The sequence below is a fragment of the Priestia sp. P1_B12_1 genome (assembly GCF_056406695.1).
This window is the reverse complement of sequence record NZ_JBFTZR010000003.1, coordinates 41,816-58,687: the sequence shown is the minus strand read 5'-3', so window position 1 is coordinate 58,687 and position 16,872 is coordinate 41,816. Positions and strand designations below refer to the sequence as shown.

Sequence of the window (16,872 nt, the reverse complement as noted above, 5' to 3'; positions counted from 1 at the left end):
TAAGACCCAATCTCTTTGTAGAGGTTGGGTCTTATTAGTTTCTATGTTATTTATTTAACAACAACGTTCCCTACATATTGTGCGTAGCCTCTATCAGTTTGAAGTTCTAGCACATAAACATAATTCCCTTTTTTCTTTGGGAACGTAAAAGTTCTATCTTGTTCGTTTATACTAATATCTTGCTTCGCATTACTAGTACTTATTGTATAAGAACTAATGTCATTAACAAGAAAATCTTCGCTGTCAAACCTTAAATTTCCTGGTGTTTCAGGGGCTACAGCTAGCTGTTGCTGCTTTTTAGCTCTATTTATACCATTCCTTGTATTTGTTTCCTTTCTGTACTGTTTTCCTTCTTCGCCTCGCCAATCTACATTAGTTTCTTTCAGTTCGACATCCAAAACATCATTGGCCGATAATGTAACCGTAGGGGGAGAGAAGTCATATTCTTCGCCTATACACCCTGATAATCCAACGATAATAAACGTAAACAGAGATAATTTTATAAACCCTTTCATATATAATGTCCCCCTTAGTGAGTTGTGACTAGTAAAAAAAATTGCTGCTTAATTTCTTGGAACAGGGGAGAGGTAATAATAAATATCATATTCTTTATCAATATGAGGGACTACTTCAGTATCGGTACGGGTTTCAATTGTCATATTTGATTTTGTTGGGGTACCGGCATAAAAATCGTACTTTACACCTTTTGGAGTCGTTATTTCACTAGTGATATCTGTATTTCCCTTTGATTGTTTGATAATAGCTGGATTCCCATTAAAATACCAACGGATTTTTTGATCCTTTTGAGTTAATGTAGCTGTTCCTACACCTACATTCGATTTTTCTTTAATTGTATAGATAACAATCTTTTCGTTATCTACATATTTGCTTTCACCGATAATATCTTGTATTCCTGTAGACTCTTTTTTTGCATTTTCAAAGGCTTCATCTTCACTAGAATAGAATTCCACGTCTTTTTTACTGTGTACGTTCGTTGCTGAACAAGCCGTTAGTATACTGGCTGACAGTAGAGAAGCGAGTAATGCAGAATATACCTTTTTCATACAAACCTCCATTTTATTAATTTCTTTAATTTTAATCTTAATATAAATAGTTAAAATAATCCATTTACGTGATATAGTTGTTCAGTATGTAAAAGTTAAACAACAAAGAAATGGAGTTTCACAATGAAGAATTCAAGAAAGATAGCAGCAGGAGTAGCTGTTTTAATTGTTGCTTTTAGTTTAATGGGATGTACCCCAAAAGAATCAATTACCAAAAGTACAAAACAAGAAGAAGCCCAAAAAGAAATAAAAATAGAGTTAACGTTTCTCCAAAATGAATGTGATCGTCTTATTAATAAAGGTGAGGACATAGAAAAAACGTTTCAAAGTTATAAAAATGATTTTAATTTGTTATCTGAGTCCGTTAACAGTACTTCAAAGGTTAATAAAATGAATAATGACGAGTTAGAGGTAAGTATCAATAACCTTGAAAAAGATGTGGACAAACTAAATGGAGAAGAGGCTTTAAAAGCTTATACGAAATACACTTCTCCTAAAACAATATATAAAGTGACAATGATGGAAAATATGCATTCGGTTATAGAGGCCACTAGAGGTTGGGATGACGGCAAGGATCTAGGTATATCATTTTTCTACGACCATCTCCATTCTTCTCAAGAAGATATTAATAGAGATATAAAACCTACAGTTAATGACATAACAAACGGACCGGTATACAAACTGCGTATAATAAAAGATGAATTACAAAAGCATCGAGATGCTTTTAGTAAGGAACAGCTTGAAGAGTTAGAAACAGCAATGAAAGGTTTTGATTATTCTTTGGATACTCAATTAAAAACCATCAGATCATATAAAAACATTGTTAACAATCCGTACACAAGTAATAATTAGGACTATGAAGAAGAAGAAGAAGAGAAATATAACGGAGCCCGCACGTACCTTACTGATTTTGAATCGAATTTAGGTGTTGCTAAGCCTGAGTACTAAAAACGTCTGAAATGGAGACCAACTATGAAAAAGCATAAAAAAATGTTAATTGCATTTAAGGATCCTGAGTTAAATTGCTTTGCTGATAAAGGAGATTGGCTCTATATAGCAAGAAAAAAAGACACAAAGAAGGGACTTTTTAGATTACCTAGATACATACATTTTTTCATATCTATAAATGGAGAACGAATGCCTTCCGAATTTGGAGTAGTAAAGAATATAGATACTCCTATAACAGCAATGGAACTTGCTGAGCTAGATTATAAAAGCAGAAAGAAAGACATTCAACTTTTAACAGATGAAACAGTGAAGGAATATGAATGGTTTTTAGAAAAAGTTAACGTTCATCCTGAACATACACCGATGGCAGTAACGTGGTTTGAAAAAATACTTCCTAAAAAAGAGAGGTCCCTGAGGTTACATAAGAAGTTTTTTACGGGATTTTCTGAGGAAGAGAAAAAAGAATTATTTGAGAGCTGATAAAACAGGTGACTTACTCAAGTCACCTGTTTTGTTTAGAACGCACCAACACCTGACAGTACTTTAAATAAGAGTGAGACAAAAAGTATGGATATTGGGAGGTTTGGGTTAAAGAAACGAATACCGGAGACAACGCTTACGTAACTGTAAATCAAAATACAGTTAATTTTCACGGATAATGAATAAACATAGCAAAAACAATAGAATCGAAGTTTGATATGTTGAGCAACTAAATTAATGTTTTTTAAGTCTTTCGACGTTGTAACTGGGCCTATTTAAGAAATGAAAAAGCTGAGATCTAGTGTAAATAGGAGCTTAGCTTTTTTAGTATATACTAATATTTATATCTTCTTCCGTCTGACCAAAATGAAATGTCCTGCAATCGCTAAAGCAAGAGCTAATGCAATATTCTTTACAGCTAATAGGATAATCCTTGGATACAACTGCATATCTATAGAGAATGACATTACGTTATATACCAGAATGTCCCTAGTAGTCCAATACTTGACCGCTATATATGTTAATAAAATAAAGAGCAGAATAGCAATGTTTCATGATAATACCATGAGGAAAAATCCCAAGTAACAGTACAACACAGTTTGAGGAACATAAATAATAGTTAAATTAAATGGTGAGAAATACAATTGAAATAGCATTTGTAAAACGAAAATTATCTTTAATTAAATTGTAAAACGCTCTTTTTTAATCGTATTGCTTGCTGCTCATATATAAGTAGGAGGAACGGAAAATCATCTTAGTCGTTTTTTCTATCTAATTTAATGTACATAAAAGCAAAAAATAAAAATAATGCAATACTAACAGGGAAAACGATATAGGAATCCGTTAATTCACTTACACTAGATTTTACTGTGTAGTTATAAATGATAAATGCAATTCCAATAATAGCTATTAATATTTGATATGTTCTTTTTTTAGTAAACATATAAAACATCCCCTTTTTTATTAAACCTCGTTTTAAATAGAAGTAAGGTTTTTATGTTTTAATTATAAATATTTTAGAAAATGACGTTAAAATCTCACCTCATTTTTGGTGTATTATACCATGTAACTTAATGGAAGAGGAGGATCGTTGTATGGAATATTCATTTACTATAGGTCTTTTTGTTGTTATATCCATAGCAACAGTCGGTCACTATATATTAGAAAGTATCTTGAGATTAACAAAAAGTGCTTGTGTATTTAAATATCCAAGCGCTTTTTTGTATGAATTATTTTAACTAGAAAGATTAATCAGGTGACAGATACCTAAAATTTACAAAAAAGTGTAATTATTATAAAATTTAGTTAGGTGTAATTTAAAAAGAAGTGAGTTCTATAGGGGGGGGAGTATGAGTTTAAAAGAGAGAGCAACTAAAGAGTTTAAAGAAAAGATAGATAGCGACGAAGAAATTAGAGAATCTATTTTAACTTACTATGAATGCGAAAGTGGGTTTTCGGGAGTTGTAGGTGTACCAAATGGAAATTCTGTACCTATTCGAGGTGTTTTAGCTTATACAGAAAAAAGCCTACTTTTTTACGGAGAAGTTTTCTCTAAGCTGCCTATTGTATTACATATCCCATTCAATAAAATCAGAGAAATAAAAACAGGAAAGCAAATCCTTACAATTTTCAAATCAACTCTTACGATGGTTGTTGTTCATAATGACAAAGAAGTTTTCTCGACACGGGGAAACAAGGAAGACTTTTCTAGGTTGGAGTCGTTTTTTGAAAATGTGAATGAAGAAGTATTTCTTGCTAAATAGGTAGTACCAAGATAAGCCTAGACTTAAAAATTAGGCTTATCTTGGTATGGCGTTCGCTAATAACGTACTTTTTAAGAAAGGATTTGGTTGTGTATATAGAAAGTACGTTAGACGTTAGGATGCTATTTCATTTCAGAGAGAGGTGGTAATTATGCGTAAAAGAGATAAAGGGTTTTGGATAGCTTACCTTGTGTTTGCAATTATTATGCTATTAATCTACAAATATATACCGGCTGAAAACGGATTTCTCGTTATTGTTTTGTTTCCTCTAATTTATTGGCTCATCTACGAATTTATATTAAGGCCTAAGAAAAGAAGAAGCATAGTAACTTTTGATCAAAAACAAAATGGAGCGGTTAATCAAAATAAAGAACAGAACTAACTAAAAGGCTCGTGGAGAACAAGTTCATTTTAAGCAAAATTTAATGAAGAGGGACATTTCGAAAAGAAGTATAAACATTTACCTAGTAGATTGCCAAGAAATTTTAGCTTCTAGATTCTATATAAGTAAAAGGGCTATCGAGATTGAAAGGAAGAGAGTGAAATAAAAATTAAAAAAACAAAGTTATTAAACATATTAGGACTTTTATTAATAATGAGCGCTACGCTTTATTCAGCTGGCTACATAAAATCACTTTATACTTTCATAGCGCTATATGGTGTAGGTATGACTGTAATTTTAACTGTAGGAATTGTATCTAGAAAAAGGCGTTAATTGTTTTAGGGAGTTTAAAGTACTTAAATTCACTTTTTTTATAGGTGAGGTAACGAAGATTCTGGAGTGAAAATTTTATAGGAAAGAGGGAAGTAATGGACGTTCAAAAGGTAGCAAATTTATTTTTGATTTTTGTCTTAATTGCAGCAGGCATTTCATTGGTAATTGGCTTTGTTGTTGCTGTGAGAAGTACAAACTATAAGAAGGGATACATAAGTACTTTTATATCCAGTGTTTTCTTTTTAATACTTATTGTGAACTGGTATGATAAAGCATCTTCAAACGTTTTTATGGGGACAATACCTTGGACTTTAAATGTTATTGCCGTCATTATTGTGTTACCACTGTACGTGTTAGTTGCTCGCTTTATATTTAAAAAGGTGACAAAAGGACAAAAAGGAACAAATGAAAAAATTAGCGGTTAACTTACTTTTTTCATCGTTTTCCCTAATCTTCACGATTTTAAATAAATGAAGATACACAAAAAATTTTTTTATCAATATCCTGTTAGAGAAGGTGATTGATATCATTTTCTGTAAAGGAGAGAACGTCTATGATTAAAGTTAATCAACAAATTGTGAAAATAAGCGATTTAAATAATAGTTCGTTAACAAAAGAAAAAGCAGACATTTTAAAACAAATGGATGCCTATAGGGAAGTGTATGAGTATGCTACATTTGACCAGCTTGATTTTGATGTATCTGTTAAATTACAAATTATTGAATCGTCTGTGTTGCTGCGCAAAAGCGGCGCTAGGTTTGCTACATTCGCCCGTTCTAGGTGCAACGAAAAGTATTGGAAACGAACCGATAACGGAGGGTTTCAGCTATTGCCTACCGTTTCTCCTCATCAGGCCATCGATGATATTTTTTACAACGGACACGAATACGCGTTTGAGTGCGCGACGGCTGTTATCATCATCTTTTACAAAGCTGTATTAAATAATATTGGAAAAGCAAACTTTAACAGGCTTTTTGCTGATCTTTACTTACACGATTGGCAATATGATGAAGATCTTGAGCTTCACGGTTATAAAGGATCTGACTACTTGCCCGGAGACTGTGCGTATTTTAAAAACCCTGATTATAATCCTGAGACTCCCCAGTGGAAAGGTGAAAACACAATTGTATTAGATGAAACTTTATATTTTGGTCATGGAATTGGAATTACAACGCGGGAAAGAATTATTGAAGTGTTAAATTTAAAGAGAAAAGACAACGCAAAGCAATCAGCTTACCTGTCAGATGAAATTGTCAGGCTTCACACCGCTTACCTCAGTTATTTTGCAGTTAGATACGAACCTGTTGTTTGGTACGACAGAAACAGCGCTATTATTTCCACCATTGGGTCGATTACGTATGTAGCTTGATTGATCAAAGTTTTGATACTTTGGTCTTTTTTTGTAAAAAGGAAAGAATTACATGAAGGTAAATTTAAGAATTCAAAAGGATTTTATGTATAAAAGAAGAATCCATTTAATACACAGGTCTTAAAACTAAAAGGAAAGGAGGAGATTACCATTAAAAATCGTGATAAAAGACGCAAGAGAAAACGCGGCGCATTAAAAGATTATCTAAAAAATAAGCTAGGTCAGCTAAAACCGAAGCCAAATAAAGGACCTGTCTCAAATTTGAAGTCTTCTGCTTAAAACATCCCCCTAGTTTTTATATAGGGGGATGTTTCTTTTGAATTTTCTTTTATTTTAAGGTTTAAATGTTATGAGTGGCATTTAAGGGATAATTTGTGCACAATAGACATTGAATAGTTTATCTAATACGACAACGTAAGGAGAGATTAGACGATGGAAAACATGATTTTAAAACATATGGACGTTGTAAGAGGAATTACGATTAGTATCCTTGAAAAAACAACAGAAGAGGCAGCGGACATCACACCAAAAGGATTCAATAACAGTATCCGCTGGAATCTTGGACACATTGCCTTTATTCAAGAAAAACTTGTGTTTGGCTTAGCTGGTGAACCGATGCAAACGCCAGAGAGTTATGAAAGCTTTTTCGGCGCAGGAACAAAACCTGCAGATTGGACGGAGGCTGCTCCTTCTCTTGAAGAAATTGCGAATGTGTTGAAAGATCAAGCACATCGTATTAAAGAGTTCATGACCCAGCAGTTTGATAAGCAGTTAATCACACCTTTTACAAACAAAGCCGGCATCAACTTTACAACAGTTGGTGAAACGTTTTTATTCAGCTTCTATCACGAAGCGATGCATGTAGAAACGATTAAACAAATCGGGAAAGCTGCAGCTGCACAATAAGAAAATAAAAAAGAATAAATCACATATTCTTTATAACTATTTTACATAGCGCCTATGCATATACTGATCTATACAGCGCATAAGATGTAACATGAGCTGCTTTTCCTAATGCAGTTCGCAAGGAGGTGACAACGTGAAATTTCTTTCAGGTTTAACAACTCTTCTTGTGATTTTAGGCGGTTTGAATTGGTTAGCTGTAGCATTAGGCGTGAATGTAGTAGAAGAGCTATTTGGCTCTTGGGATTGGTTAGTAACAACGATTTATTGGTTAGTTGGCCTGTCTGCTCTTTATCAAATTTTTGATAAGTTCTTCGGAACGGGAGCGAGTGTCAAAAGCAAAGCGCTATAATAAATATTATTTTTTATTATCTTTTTAGGGAGTTTGAATGTATATTCAAACTCCCTTTTTCATGGATAAAAGACGTGACATCCTTACAAAATACGGTAAAATAAGGTAATAACCAAAAAATAGGAGGAATGAGATGGAGCTTTGGGGTGTAGTACCTATCTTAGTGTTTGGAGTTCTTTATATAGGAATCATTGCTGGTATTATAGCTGTTATCGTTATAGTGTTAAAGCGAATGAAAGAGAGAAATCAATATTTACGTGAAATACGGGATGAACTGAGAAATCAAAACAGAGCAACTATAGCAGAAAATAAAGAATAGAAGAGGATTTAATAGATGAAGAAAAGTGTACTTCCCATATTTTTTATCGTAAATCTTTTTTTTATTTACTGTTTATTATTTAATCAAGGATACATCTTTCAGCTAAAGAATCTACCTTACATATGGGCTATTTATTTACTTCTTGGCACCTGTTTAGCTTTTTATTATATGCTGCGATATAAACCAAAAAAAGACGGACAGGTGTTGCTTTCAATCGGCATTTTAACTACAAGCATTAGTTCACTTGGCTGTTTAGGTTTCTTTTACTTCTTTTATCACGCGATGGGCGGATAAAGAGCACCTAAAGCAGGGACTTCAGTGAAAGTCTCTGCTTTTTATATTTGGATCTATTGTATAATAGAAAAAAAGAAATGAATGCAGGAGGGGAACTATGCGAATTGTTTCGCTTTGTCCAAGCAATACAGAACTAATAGCGTATTTAAAATGTGAGCATTTGCTCGTAGCAGTTGATGATTATTCTGATTGGCCGCAGTCTATTCAAGGTCTGCCGCGTTTAGGTCCCGATTTATCTATTAATATGGATGCGGTGGAAGAAGCTAAACCCGATTTAGTCCTAGCATCACTAAGCGTTCCTGGAATGGAGCAAAATATTGAAGAACTTAAAAAACGAAAGCTTCCTTATGTCGTATATAATCCTAATTCGCTAGAAGATATCCGTCAAAATCTACAGGATTTAGGTCAGCGATTAAACATTGAAACAAAAGCAGCTGAACTGTTAAAGCGTTATGATCAGTTTCTTTCTACATATAAACGTATTGCAAATCAAATTGGTGAAAAAGCCACTGTATACTGGGAATGGTGGCCAAAACCTGTCTTTACTCCTGGCAAAGCAAACTGGCTGACTGAAATTAGTGAGTTAGCGGGAGGAGAAAATATATTTGCTGATCATAAAGAAGCAAATGTACAGAGTAATTGGGAAGAAGTGTTCAAACGAAATCCACAACATATTTGTCTGGCTTGGGTAGGCGTGCAGACAAACAAAGTAAATCCGACTATTTTACATAAAAGACCCGATTGGTCCGATATGTGTGCCATTAAAGAACATCGCGTACATGTACTAGAAGAATGGCTGTATTGTCGTCCTTCACCTAGGCTGCTGTTAGGGTTAAAAAAACTCGCGGCGCTTCTTCATCCAGATACGTTTCCTGCATTTGATGGCAAAGACCCCTTATTATAAGAAAAAGGAGCGATACATATGAAAGATATAAAACAAATAAAACATACCATTCAACACCGCTATCCCTTTTTACTTGTTGATCGCATCTTAGAGCAAGAAGAAGGAAAGCTTGCGATAGGGATTAAACAAGTAACAGCAAATGAACCTTTTTTCCAAGGCCACTTCCCGGACTATATGGTAATGCCAGGGGTACTTATTGTCGAAGCTCTTGCCCAGCTCGGTGGGTTTGCTATGGCTGCGGATGACCAACAAAAAGGAAGACTTGCCTTTTTAGCGGGAATAGACGAATGTCGTTTTAAGCGTCAAGTAAGGCCAGGAGATACACTGCGTTTAGAATTTGAGGTTCTGAAGCAGCGCGGAAAGATCGTAAGAGGAAAAGGAAAAGCATTTGTAGACAGCGAGTTAGCTTGTGAAGCGGTCATTACCTTTGCTCTTGATATATAATACAAACCAGGATAAAGCGTATTGAAGGAAACCGCCTTATGCTATAAGGCGGTTTTTTGTAAATACCTTAGTCAAACTTCCTTTTGATGAAAGAAGAAACGGGGTATAGAAGAAAAAAGGGAGAGGGGAGAATGCGGTGAGAACATTAACGGAAGTTGTTGTATTACTCACACTATTGGGTACGTATATAGGCATCTCACTACTTGTTTACAAACGGAAAAGAACGAATCCGTTTTTCTACAGCATTTACTTTTATTTAGCTACTAGCGTCATTTTGATTTGCTTGGTTATCTTTTGGCTTCAGCTTCGTTTTGGAATCACTGATAAGCAAGTAGGAGGATTGCTTATCAGTGTGGTTGCATTCTTTTTACTTATTTATGGGTTGTTAAAGACAAAACAAAAAGACAGGTAGCCGGTGCTATCTGTTTTTATTTATATCTATGTTATATATTTTTATCAATTGCAGTGTCAATTGAATGGATCTCTTCATATACTAAAGATAACAGCTTTCTTTTGCAGGTTAGTTGACATCGTAGCTTATAACTCGCTATTCTTTTGATAATTCATTTTGTGAAAGGAAGTGGACGTATGGATGCATCCCGTATTATAGCTAAGTTAGAAAATCGGATACCGACAATTCTTGGAATGGAGCAGTTTTCTCGCTTCGGTATTCTTGTTCCGCTTATTGAAAAACAAGGGGAACTGCATGTTTTATTTGAGGTAAGAGCGCTCGATTTACGAAGGCAGCCCGGAGAAATTTGTTTTCCAGGAGGGCGTGTCGAGAAGACGGATGCAGATGAAAAAGAAACGGCTATCCGTGAAACATCCGAGGAGTTAGGGATTACGCCTGAATCTATTCAGCAAGTACAAGCTTTAGATTATATTGTTTCTCAATTTGGAACAATCATTTATCCTTATGTAGGTTTTATTGATGAGTCGCTTGAACTTCGACCGAATCCTTCGGAAGTAGCAGAAGTATTTACCGTGCCTCTTTCTTTTTTTCAGCGTACCGAACCTGATATACACAATATCCATTTCAGAGTAGAACCCGAACATAATTTTCCTTATGACGCGATTATTGGTGGTGAAAATTATAATTGGCAAACAAGAGAGATGGAAGAACATTTTTATTACTATGAAGACCGAGTCATATGGGGACTGACAGCAAAAGTGATTTATCATTTAGTACATGTACTAAATGATAAATAAAAAGCAGCGAATACGCATTCGCTGCTTTTTTTATATTAAATAGATTGAATAGCCTCTGCGATAGGCGTATCGCCTGAAACTAAATCAAAAGAACGTCCGAATGTATGATCTTCACTTAGCGTTTCCACTACCACACGCGCTACATCTTCGCGAGGAATAGATCCGCGCTCTTTGTTCTCCCCAGCATCTACACGTCCTGTTCCTGGTTCGTTTAACAATCCGCCTGGTCGAACAATTGTATATGTTAATCCGCTTGCTTCTAAGATTTTATCTGCATAATGTTTGGCTACATAGTAAGGAATTAGTGAAGTATTCCAGTTTTCACGGTGATGTGCTTGAAGTGCGCTTACCATCACAAATCGTTTAATGCCTAAATCTTCTGCAGCTTCCATCGCTTTTACCGCACCGTCTAAATCAATTAAAAGTGTCTTATCATGGCCTGTATTTCCGCCTGATCCTGCACTAAAGATAACGGCGTCACAGCCTTTCATTACTTCCTTAATTTCATGTACAGTGCCTTCTAAGCTTGCAAAAGCCGTTTCGATACCTCTTGCCTCAAGTTCTTTTGCTTGTTCTTCTTTACGAACCATCGCACGTACAGTGTGCACATCACTTTCATTCAAAATGTTTACAATATGTTTGCCTACCTGACCATTCGCACCAATTACAAGAACTTTCATGTCTAAATTTGCTCCTTTCAACTCCAAATGCTTATATATTATTGTTTCATATTCACCGTTTTCATTCAATAAATGAGCTCAAAATCCGGTGAATAAGGGGAAATTAAGAAAATATATTAAAAAAATGAAAAACAAGAAATAAAAACTAATTTACAAACAAAAAAAGGAAAAAAATAGTTCGTTAAACCCAGTGTCTGAACTATTTAAATTTTGTAAAATTTTCTCGAACCCTTGGTAATACAACACTTCTTAAAAACAGTATCTCTTTTAACATTTCCCGATACAACCTATATAAACACATTTTGATAATTTTAAACTTTTACTTCGGAAAAATTTTTTGTTATTATGTTTTAGTCATTAAAATATTCACGAACGAAATATTTAGTCCGAGCGGACAAAGGAGAGGATAAAATGAACACATTACAATACTTAGTCGCAGAACGTGCAGAGATTTCTCCTCAACATGAAGCACTAGTTGAACATAATGAACGTTATACATTTAATGAATTTCATGAAAAAGTAAATCAATTATCTCATTACTTCTTAGAGAAAGGAATTCAAAAAGGAGATCGTATTGGTATTTTAGCTCATACAAGCATTGCTTACCCAGTCGTTACAATGGGGATTTTACAAGTGGGAGCAGTCGTTGTTCCATTAAGTAAGAGCATGACACCTTATGAGCTTGATAGCATTATTACGAGCGGACAGTTAAAAGCGATTATCCACCACAATGAATTTACGTCTGTATTAGAAAAAGCGGAACAAACGGATGGACTTAGCTTTACGTTAAAAATTGAGGATGCAAAAGAATTTACAACTCAATTCTCAGCGTATAACACAAATACACCAGAAGCACTTCCTGAAGTACTTCCTGAAGATCTAGCATTGATGATGTTCACATCTGGTACAACAGGTAAGTCAAAAGGATGTATGATTGCACACGGATCGGTAAGTGCCTTTTTAAATTCTGGCGGACAGGAAGAACGTGCAAATATTGATAAAAGCATGCGTTATTTGTTTGTTCATCCATTCTTCCACATGAGTTCGATGAGCATTTTATTTATGTGCATTAACACAGGAAACACAATGGTATGTTCTGAAGAAACAGATCCAGCTAAAGTAATTGAAGTAATTGAAAAAGAAAACATTAAAATGCTGTTTGCACTACCACCGGCATTAAAATACATTGTAGAAGAGCTTGAAAAAGGAGATCACTATGATTTCCCTCTAAAACTTGCTGTGTCAGGCGGAACAAAAGTATCTGAGTCTTTAATTGAACAATATGATCGTAACGGAATGATTTTAGCTCAAGGGTACGGAAGCACAGAAGCTTGGATTATCAGTTCATGGCATCCTCAAATGGGATGGAAGAAAGTAAGCTCTGCTGGAAAACCTGCTCCACATGTGGAAGTTAAAATTGTAGACCCCGAAACACGTCAAGAAGTTTCAACTGGAGAAAAAGGTGAAGTACTCGTACGAAGCCCTTATCTTTTCAAAGGCTACTGGCAAAACGAAGAAGCAACAAACGCTGTCTTACAAGATGGCTGGTTAGCGATGGGTGATGCAGGTCGATTAGATGAAGACGGATTTCTTTACATTGAAGGACGCTATAAAGATGTAATTGTATATGGAGGAGACAACATCTACCCAGATCAAGTAGAAGAAGTTGTCCTAGCAGCAGATGGTGTGTTAGAAGCGACAGTTGTCGGCATGCCTGATGATGTGTACGGCGAAGTTCCATATGCATTTGTTGTTAAACAAGAAGCATCTGCTTTAACTGAAGAAGATGTAGTGAACTTCTGTAAAGAACGATTAGCACCATATAAAGTACCAACTGTTGTATTTGTTTCATCACTTCCTAAAAACAGCGTAGGAAAAGTGTTGAAAAACGAAGTGAAAAAACAAGCCTTAGCACACGCATAATAAAAAAAGCGGCCTTTATAGCCGCTTTTTTTATATTTATTGCTGTAATTTTTGAGATATTTTTTTCATAATGTGAAAGTATTGATCTCTTTCTTCTTCTGATAAGTGTGAAAGTAAATCTGACCAAAAATCGACACGAGTAGCTTGCAATATTTCGACAACTTTTTCGCCTTTTTCCGTCAACTCTACCCACACGCTTCGGCGGTTTTGCTTTTTATAAATACGATTCACAAGCTCATCATCTTCTAATTGATTTAATACAATGGTGATAGCACCAGGTGAGAGCCCAAGTACTTTTGTGATATCGCTAACAATACAGCTTTTTTTATCGTGAATGGTCTTTAAAATTGCCTCTTTTGTTGAAGTTAAATGGTAGGGAAGCAAATCATATTTCTCACCGATTACGGTGTTTTTATATTTTAAAAGAGCTTCTTTTACATGATCTATACTTTCTAGCTGATGACTAATCTCTTCTTTGCTATAACGTTCAGTCAAGCGTAAATCCTCCTCATAAAACAAATTCCATTTTTACCATTATACCATGTATAATGCCTATAGAAAAATGAACAACACCGCGAAAATTGTCAGAAAAATTTTAAAATAATTACCATAATTCGTTAAAAAATCCTTGTTTTCGTGCTATTATATATAAGAATAGTAATAACAGGAAACGCATACAACATTTGTTTTCTATTGAGTTCATAAGAAAAAATGGGGGCTATGAACATCATTCCTCTTTACCTCATGTGTTGAACAAAGAAAAAAATATAAAAAATGGTGATTATTCACTTTGGCAGATCGTCTTTTATAAGATGTTTGGATAAAATGAATGTATACATATTTTTATAGAAAAAACATATTGAGGTAAAGCCGAGATATGGGGGGATTCAATTACATGAAGAAAGTCTTAGGGGCGCTTTTGCTTGGCGCGACAATTGTCAGTGCGTTTATTGCGTACAGCATGTATACCAATCATTCTGCAAAGCAAACAGCCGCGATAGAACAAAAACAAGCAGCGAAAAAAGCAGAAAAAAAGACTGAGAAAAAGAAAAAACCAGTCCTTAAAGTCGAAGACCTGACGTATCAGCTGAAAGATTCCCGTACAGGACAAGTAATGAAAGAATTCAAGCCTGTTCATTACAAGGATAAAGACGTATACGACCAAGAAATTAAGCAATTAGCGTCTGAACTGGCAAAAGGGATCGACACGCCTATGCAAAACATAAAAATGGATGCAAACGGATCATTAACCGGCGGGTCCAAACAAATCATTTTAAAAGAAGCAGAGCTTGTTAAAAATCTGCAGAACTTAAATACGAAACAATTGGATGTAAAGGTTCCAATTTACGAAACCGCTCCAAATGTAACGGCAGCATCTGCTCAAGGGATCGCTGATGTATCGCTAGCTTCGTATTCTACACGGTTTCGTCCAAGTGATACAAGTCGAAACAGAAATGTTCAGCTATCCGCAGAAGCCATTAACAACGTTGTATTAGGTCCTGGAGATTCATTTTCTTATAATCAAACAGTTGGGGAGCGCACAGCAGAAAGAGGCTATCAGCCTGCTCCTGAAATTATCAACAAACAGCTGGTGATGGGAATTGGCGGAGGGATCTGCCAAACATCTTCTACGCTATTTAATGCTATTGACGGAGCTGGTCTTCAAGTGACGGCTAGGTCTCATCATTCAAAACATGTAGGTTATGTACCTGCAGGAAGAGATGCAACCGTATCGTGGGGAGGACCTGATTTTAAGTTCACAAACAACAAAGATTACCCTGTCATCATTAAAGCGTACGCAAACGTAAATACGGGTGTTTTAACGGTAGATGTTCGTACTTCACAGCGTGCTATCTAATAAAAAAAGACGTATCCTAACAGATACGTCTTTTTTTCATTTATTATGCTTTTTGTTGCTCGCGTTCACGAAGTTCCACACGTCGAATTTTACCTGAATTAGTTTTTGGCAATTCATCAATAAATTCAATTACGCGAGGATACTTATAAGGTGCAGTTAGAGTTTTTACGTGATTTTGCAGCTCTTTAATAAACCCTGCATCTGTTGTTTTTACATGATCAACAAGAACCACATATGCTTTTACTACATGGCCGCGATCAGCATCTGGGCTAGCTACAACGGCACATTCTTTAACTGCTGGATGCTTAATTAATGCATCTTCAACTTCAAATGGCCCAATTGTATAGCCGGAACTGATAATGATATCATCTCCGCGTCCTTGGAACCAGTAATAGTTCTCTTCATCTTTAGAAGCGCGGTCACCTGTTAAATAGTAGTTTCCTTTATACGTTTTCTCAGTGCGCTCCATATCTTTGTAGTAGTGCTTGAAAAGAGAAGGGAGGTCTCTACGAACGGCAATGTCTCCAACTTCTCCAGGCTCACAAGGTTCGCCGTCTTCATTAATGATTTCTACAAACCCTTCAAGCATCGGTTTACCCATCGAACCAATCTTCGTTTTTACACCTTTTAAGGTACCAATCAAAAGGGTATTCTCCGTTTGGCCGTATCCATCACGTACTTGGATGTTAAAATATTTTTTAAACACATTAATCACTTCTTCATTTAGCGGTTCTCCTGCAGATACAGCGCTGTGAAGGTGAGACAGGTCAAAACGTTCAAGCTCATCAATTTTAGCCATAAAGCGATACTCTGTTGGCGTGCAGCACAGTACATTTACTTTTTCATCCTGTAAAATTTCTAAAAACTTTTTAGGTTCAAAACGTCCGTTATAGATAATGCCTGTTGCACCTTGTCCAAGTACAGATAAAAACGGAGTCCAAATCCATTTCTGCCAACCAGGACCTGCTGTTGCCCAGACCGTATCGCCTTTTTTAATATTTAACCATTCAGCAGCAGCGATACGGAGGTGAGCATAAGCCCATCCATGAGTATGAACAACGCCTTTTGGCTGTCCTGTTGTACCAGATGTATAAGGAAGAAATGCCGTATCATCCTTAGTTGTTTTAGCTGCTTGGAACTGTTCTGATGCATCAGCCATAAGTGACTCTAAGCGCGTCCATGACGTAACATCAGCACCAAACGTAATTTTATGTTGTAGAGAAGTAGGGAAGTTTTCAATCTTATCGATCTCATTGCAGAAAGGATGGTAAGAAATAATCGCTTTTGCTTCAGCGTGATGTAAACGATATTGGATATCTTTTGCGCGTAATAGTTCTGAAGAAGGAATTACAATAATACCTGCTTTTAAGCATGCTAAGTAAATAGCGTACGATTCAATAAGGCGAGGCGCAATAACTAAAACGTGATCGCCTTTTGTTAAACCTAGCTCTGTTAACCCATTTGCCACTTTATTGGCTTTTGCTAACAGCTGATTATATGTAATTTCTTCACGTGTACCGTCAGCGTCCTGCCACTTTAACGCAAGCTGATCGGATGCATGTTTTTCAATTTCCTCTGTTAAGTTGTAATGTTCACTTGGAACTAAATCTTTTAGTTGAATCATAAAAACGACTCCTTATATTATAG

23 protein-coding genes are annotated in these 16,872 nt (G+C 35.5%); 17 read left to right on the top strand and 6 right to left on the bottom strand.

Going from position 1 to position 16,872, the window contains the following annotated elements; all coding sequences use genetic code 11:
• Nucleotides 1-50: 50 nt before the first annotated feature.
• Together AC1D0Y_RS11315 and AC1D0Y_RS11310 are read right to left on the bottom strand one after the other, a co-directional pair.
• Nucleotides 51-515 (bottom strand): hypothetical protein, encoded by a 465-nt coding sequence (locus tag AC1D0Y_RS11315; RefSeq protein WP_060745587.1) that lies wholly within the window; start codon nucleotides 513-515, stop codon nucleotides 51-53.
• Nucleotides 516-563: 48 nt separating this feature from the next.
• Complete coding sequence (locus AC1D0Y_RS11310; RefSeq protein WP_060745586.1) at nucleotides 564-1,064, bottom strand: hypothetical protein; 501 nt, start codon at nucleotides 1,062-1,064, stop codon at nucleotides 564-566.
• Nucleotides 1,065-1,187: 123 nt separating this feature from the next.
• Here AC1D0Y_RS11310 and AC1D0Y_RS11305 point away from each other — a divergent pair, with 123 nt between their 5' ends.
• Complete coding sequence (locus tag AC1D0Y_RS11305; RefSeq protein ID WP_477707585.1) at nucleotides 1,188-1,916, top strand: hypothetical protein; 729 nt, start codon at nucleotides 1,188-1,190, stop codon at nucleotides 1,914-1,916.
• A 120-nt stretch (nucleotides 1,917-2,036) separates the two neighbouring features.
• Nucleotides 2,037-2,492: a hypothetical protein gene (locus tag AC1D0Y_RS11300; RefSeq protein ID WP_060745584.1), complete on the top strand. Its 456-nt coding sequence runs from the start codon at nucleotides 2,037-2,039 to the stop codon at nucleotides 2,490-2,492.
• 754 nt (nucleotides 2,493-3,246) lie between these two features.
• On the opposite strand, the gene AC1D0Y_RS11295 is transcribed toward AC1D0Y_RS11300, so the two are convergent.
• On the bottom strand, nucleotides 3,247-3,435 hold the full coding sequence (locus tag AC1D0Y_RS11295) for a hypothetical protein (protein WP_427597122.1): 189 nt from the start codon (nucleotides 3,433-3,435) through the stop codon (nucleotides 3,247-3,249).
• Nucleotides 3,436-3,586: 151 nt separating this feature from the next.
• On the opposite strand from AC1D0Y_RS11295, the gene AC1D0Y_RS11290 reads away from it, so the two are divergent.
• From AC1D0Y_RS11290 to AC1D0Y_RS11230, 13 genes are all read left to right on the top strand, one after another.
• Entirely contained in the window at nucleotides 3,587-3,730 is a 144-nt protein-coding gene (locus tag AC1D0Y_RS11290) for a hypothetical protein (RefSeq protein ID WP_161968306.1), read from the top strand.
• A gap of 111 nt (nucleotides 3,731-3,841) precedes the next feature.
• Nucleotides 3,842-4,255 carry a GRAM domain-containing protein gene (locus AC1D0Y_RS11285; RefSeq protein ID WP_060745582.1) on the top strand — a complete coding sequence of 138 codons (414 nt, stop codon included), beginning with the start codon at nucleotides 3,842-3,844 and terminating at the stop codon, nucleotides 4,253-4,255.
• Between the two features lie 151 nt (nucleotides 4,256-4,406).
• The gene (locus AC1D0Y_RS11280; RefSeq protein ID WP_060745581.1) at nucleotides 4,407-4,637 is read left to right on the top strand and encodes a hypothetical protein; all 231 of its coding nucleotides are present in this window, start codon (nucleotides 4,407-4,409) and stop codon (nucleotides 4,635-4,637) included.
• A gap of 428 nt (nucleotides 4,638-5,065) precedes the next feature.
• Nucleotides 5,066-5,395, top strand: coding sequence for a hypothetical protein (locus AC1D0Y_RS11275; protein ID WP_477707584.1), 330 nt, complete (start codon nucleotides 5,066-5,068; stop codon nucleotides 5,393-5,395).
• Between the two features lie 128 nt (nucleotides 5,396-5,523).
• Entirely contained in the window at nucleotides 5,524-6,339 is an 816-nt protein-coding gene (locus tag AC1D0Y_RS11270; protein ID WP_060745579.1) for a protein-glutamine gamma-glutamyltransferase, read from the top strand.
• A gap of 432 nt (nucleotides 6,340-6,771) precedes the next feature.
• Nucleotides 6,772-7,245 carry a DinB family protein gene (locus AC1D0Y_RS11265; protein ID WP_060745578.1) on the top strand — a complete coding sequence of 158 codons (474 nt, stop codon included), beginning with the start codon at nucleotides 6,772-6,774 and terminating at the stop codon, nucleotides 7,243-7,245.
• Nucleotides 7,246-7,378: 133 nt separating this feature from the next.
• The gene (locus AC1D0Y_RS11260) at nucleotides 7,379-7,594 is read left to right on the top strand and encodes a DUF378 domain-containing protein (RefSeq protein ID WP_013057146.1); all 216 of its coding nucleotides are present in this window, start codon (nucleotides 7,379-7,381) and stop codon (nucleotides 7,592-7,594) included.
• A gap of 133 nt (nucleotides 7,595-7,727) precedes the next feature.
• Nucleotides 7,728-7,913 carry a hypothetical protein gene (locus AC1D0Y_RS11255; protein WP_013083262.1) on the top strand — a complete coding sequence of 62 codons (186 nt, stop codon included), beginning with the start codon at nucleotides 7,728-7,730 and terminating at the stop codon, nucleotides 7,911-7,913.
• 15 nt (nucleotides 7,914-7,928) lie between these two features.
• Entirely contained in the window at nucleotides 7,929-8,207 is a 279-nt protein-coding gene (locus AC1D0Y_RS11250; RefSeq protein WP_060745577.1) for a hypothetical protein, read from the top strand.
• 97 nt (nucleotides 8,208-8,304) lie between these two features.
• Nucleotides 8,305-9,111 (top strand): cobalamin-binding protein, encoded by an 807-nt coding sequence (locus AC1D0Y_RS11245; RefSeq protein WP_060745576.1) that lies wholly within the window; start codon nucleotides 8,305-8,307, stop codon nucleotides 9,109-9,111.
• 18 nt (nucleotides 9,112-9,129) lie between these two features.
• A complete protein-coding gene (fabZ, locus tag AC1D0Y_RS11240) occupies nucleotides 9,130-9,555 on the top strand; it encodes a 3-hydroxyacyl-ACP dehydratase FabZ (protein ID WP_028408452.1) in 426 nt (141 codons plus the stop codon).
• A 136-nt stretch (nucleotides 9,556-9,691) separates the two neighbouring features.
• Entirely contained in the window at nucleotides 9,692-9,967 is a 276-nt protein-coding gene (locus AC1D0Y_RS11235; protein ID WP_060745574.1) for a hypothetical protein, read from the top strand.
• Nucleotides 9,968-10,143: 176 nt separating this feature from the next.
• The gene (locus AC1D0Y_RS11230) at nucleotides 10,144-10,764 is read left to right on the top strand and encodes an NUDIX hydrolase (protein WP_013057152.1); all 621 of its coding nucleotides are present in this window, start codon (nucleotides 10,144-10,146) and stop codon (nucleotides 10,762-10,764) included.
• A gap of 35 nt (nucleotides 10,765-10,799) precedes the next feature.
• On the opposite strand, the gene AC1D0Y_RS11225 is transcribed toward AC1D0Y_RS11230, so the two are convergent.
• Nucleotides 10,800-11,444 (bottom strand): SDR family oxidoreductase, encoded by a 645-nt coding sequence (locus tag AC1D0Y_RS11225; protein ID WP_013057153.1) that lies wholly within the window; start codon nucleotides 11,442-11,444, stop codon nucleotides 10,800-10,802.
• Between the two features lie 411 nt (nucleotides 11,445-11,855).
• Here AC1D0Y_RS11225 and AC1D0Y_RS11220 point away from each other — a divergent pair, with 411 nt between their 5' ends.
• The gene (locus tag AC1D0Y_RS11220) at nucleotides 11,856-13,367 is read left to right on the top strand and encodes a class I adenylate-forming enzyme family protein (RefSeq protein ID WP_028408449.1); all 1,512 of its coding nucleotides are present in this window, start codon (nucleotides 11,856-11,858) and stop codon (nucleotides 13,365-13,367) included.
• Nucleotides 13,368-13,403: 36 nt separating this feature from the next.
• Here AC1D0Y_RS11220 and AC1D0Y_RS11215 read toward each other — a convergent pair whose 3' ends face one another.
• The gene (locus AC1D0Y_RS11215; protein WP_013057155.1) at nucleotides 13,404-13,862 is read right to left on the bottom strand and encodes a MarR family winged helix-turn-helix transcriptional regulator; all 459 of its coding nucleotides are present in this window, start codon (nucleotides 13,860-13,862) and stop codon (nucleotides 13,404-13,406) included.
• 400 nt (nucleotides 13,863-14,262) lie between these two features.
• Here AC1D0Y_RS11215 and AC1D0Y_RS11210 point away from each other — a divergent pair, with 400 nt between their 5' ends.
• Entirely contained in the window at nucleotides 14,263-15,225 is a 963-nt protein-coding gene (locus AC1D0Y_RS11210) for a VanW family protein (RefSeq protein WP_060745572.1), read from the top strand.
• Between the two features lie 43 nt (nucleotides 15,226-15,268).
• Here the strand turns inward: AC1D0Y_RS11210 and mbcS are convergent, their stop codons facing one another.
• A complete protein-coding gene (mbcS, locus tag AC1D0Y_RS11205) occupies nucleotides 15,269-16,849 on the bottom strand; it encodes an acyl-CoA synthetase MbcS (RefSeq protein WP_060745571.1) in 1,581 nt (526 codons plus the stop codon).
• Between the last annotated feature and the right edge of the window lie 23 nt (nucleotides 16,850-16,872).

Excerpts from the sequence above, each read along its gene's own strand:
- AC1D0Y_RS11280 (WP_060745581.1), top strand. The coding sequence starts at position 4,407 with ATGCGTAAAAGAGATAAAGGGTTTTGGATAGCTTACCTTGTGTTTGCA.
- AC1D0Y_RS11295 (WP_427597122.1), bottom strand. The coding sequence starts at position 3,435 with ATGTTTACTAAAAAAAGAACATATCAAATATTAATAGCTATTATTGGA.
- AC1D0Y_RS11275 (WP_477707584.1), top strand. The coding sequence starts at position 5,066 with ATGGACGTTCAAAAGGTAGCAAATTTATTTTTGATTTTTGTCTTAATT.
- AC1D0Y_RS11290 (WP_161968306.1), top strand. The coding sequence starts at position 3,587 with ATGGAATATTCATTTACTATAGGTCTTTTTGTTGTTATATCCATAGCA.
- mbcS (WP_060745571.1), bottom strand. The coding sequence starts at position 16,849 with ATGATTCAACTAAAAGATTTAGTTCCAAGTGAACATTACAACTTAACA.
- AC1D0Y_RS11225 (WP_013057153.1), bottom strand. The coding sequence starts at position 11,444 with ATGAAAGTTCTTGTAATTGGTGCGAATGGTCAGGTAGGCAAACATATT.
- AC1D0Y_RS11315 (WP_060745587.1), bottom strand. The coding sequence starts at position 515 with ATGAAAGGGTTTATAAAATTATCTCTGTTTACGTTTATTATCGTTGGA.
- AC1D0Y_RS11255 (WP_013083262.1), top strand. The coding sequence starts at position 7,728 with ATGGAGCTTTGGGGTGTAGTACCTATCTTAGTGTTTGGAGTTCTTTAT.
- AC1D0Y_RS11250 (WP_060745577.1), top strand. The coding sequence starts at position 7,929 with ATGAAGAAAAGTGTACTTCCCATATTTTTTATCGTAAATCTTTTTTTT.
- AC1D0Y_RS11300 (WP_060745584.1), top strand. The coding sequence starts at position 2,037 with ATGAAAAAGCATAAAAAAATGTTAATTGCATTTAAGGATCCTGAGTTA.
- AC1D0Y_RS11210 (WP_060745572.1), top strand. The coding sequence starts at position 14,263 with ATGAAGAAAGTCTTAGGGGCGCTTTTGCTTGGCGCGACAATTGTCAGT.
- AC1D0Y_RS11270 (WP_060745579.1), top strand. The coding sequence starts at position 5,524 with ATGATTAAAGTTAATCAACAAATTGTGAAAATAAGCGATTTAAATAAT.
- AC1D0Y_RS11220 (WP_028408449.1), top strand. The coding sequence starts at position 11,856 with ATGAACACATTACAATACTTAGTCGCAGAACGTGCAGAGATTTCTCCT.
- fabZ (WP_028408452.1), top strand. The coding sequence starts at position 9,130 with ATGAAAGATATAAAACAAATAAAACATACCATTCAACACCGCTATCCC.
- AC1D0Y_RS11245 (WP_060745576.1), top strand. The coding sequence starts at position 8,305 with ATGCGAATTGTTTCGCTTTGTCCAAGCAATACAGAACTAATAGCGTAT.
- AC1D0Y_RS11305 (WP_477707585.1), top strand. The coding sequence starts at position 1,188 with ATGAAGAATTCAAGAAAGATAGCAGCAGGAGTAGCTGTTTTAATTGTT.
- AC1D0Y_RS11285 (WP_060745582.1), top strand. The coding sequence starts at position 3,842 with ATGAGTTTAAAAGAGAGAGCAACTAAAGAGTTTAAAGAAAAGATAGAT.
- AC1D0Y_RS11230 (WP_013057152.1), top strand. The coding sequence starts at position 10,144 with ATGGATGCATCCCGTATTATAGCTAAGTTAGAAAATCGGATACCGACA.
- AC1D0Y_RS11265 (WP_060745578.1), top strand. The coding sequence starts at position 6,772 with ATGGAAAACATGATTTTAAAACATATGGACGTTGTAAGAGGAATTACG.
- AC1D0Y_RS11310 (WP_060745586.1), bottom strand. The coding sequence starts at position 1,064 with ATGAAAAAGGTATATTCTGCATTACTCGCTTCTCTACTGTCAGCCAGT.